Below are 1,268 nucleotides of genomic sequence, written 5' to 3'. Positions count from 1 at the left end.
GGTTCAGTACACGTCCATCAACTCTCCATACTGGCAGAGCCATTTCTATGGATTCGGGCGATGGTAAGGAAAAGGGCGGTATAACAGCCGCCCGGAAAGGAGAAGAGATGAAAAGTCTTGAAAAAGCAACGGCAGATTATGAGAAAGCCAAGGAAAAAATGGAAGCATCTAAAGCCAGATATGAAGCAGATTTAAAGCGGTTCAAGGCTGCGGAGATTGCAAAAACAGAAGCAGAAAATCTGGAAATTGTAAGAATTATCCGTGCAATGGATATGAGTATTCCGGAATTGGAAGCTTTTAAAAAGAAAATGAAAAATGAGTTGCCCGGCAGGGTAGAAATACAGAAGGAGGAAATAAAAGCCGATGATGAATCTGGAAAAAATGAAACAGAAGAAGAGAACAAATACTAAAAGCAGGGTAAAAAAGAGTCTGCTTGCAGCAACGACATTTCTTTGCCTGACAACACCTTTGCTCCAGACACAGACTGCTTATGCAGCTGAGAATACCACGCCTGCAATCACGATTGAGAAACCGGATGGATGGAAACAGGGAGAAACAACCATTGCTGTTACGGTAGATGCCAGCCATATGCCGGAAGGTTTCTCAATAGCAAAGATTGAAGCAAAAGCAGGAAAAGATGGAAGCTGGCAGGATGTAACTGGAAGCGGAAGTATCACGATCACAGGAAATCAGACAGTGTATGTGCGTGTGACAGATGGTGATGGAAAGGTGTATGAGCAGAATCGTTCTATTAAGTGTTATGACACGGAAAAGCCGACACTCTCTGCTTCCCTGACAGATGGTGTGCTGACGATTCAGGGGAATGATACAGTATCCGGGATTACTGCAGTAACAGTTAATGGCACCACTTATACAGATCTGAAGGATGGAATGCTGAGAGTGCAACTGACACAGAAAGATTTTACTACAAAACAGATTGAGATTACGGTAACAGACGGTGCCGGAAATACTTCTGAAAAGTATGTGTTGCAGAATCCTTATTATGAATGGGCAAAGAAGCAGGCAGAGAAACAGAAAACCTCCAGTGACAGCAATGGTGCAATGGCAACTACGACCAGTGCAGATGCAACGGGAACTGAAAAAACAACGACTTCTCCGCTTCCGCAGGATGCACAAGCTTCTGAGCCAACAGATGCAAAAGGAACTGTGGATGATCGGACAGTGACAGGTATTGAGGAACAGCTTAATAAAGAAGGCGAGACAGCAGATTCTGTTACTAAAACAGCTACGGAAGGCACAAAAGAGTT

Annotated in this window: 1 protein-coding gene and 1 pseudogene; both read left to right on the top strand. The window is 43.8% G+C overall.

The features are described from left to right. Positions 1-410 (top strand): DUF4315 family protein (locus ACZMB2_RS14300; RefSeq protein WP_487597210.1); only part of this gene is annotated, 410 nt, incomplete at its 5' end. Beyond that, a pseudogene (locus ACZMB2_RS14295) lies at positions 364-1,268 on the top strand (CD1107 family mobile element protein); the annotation flags it as partial. The gene ACZMB2_RS14300 and the pseudogene ACZMB2_RS14295, both read left to right, overlap by 47 nt.

The sequence above is a fragment of the Hominiventricola sp. genome (assembly GCF_057604405.1).
The sequence above is the reverse complement of the archived record's forward strand: the minus strand, read 5'-3'. Positions and strand labels throughout refer to the sequence as shown.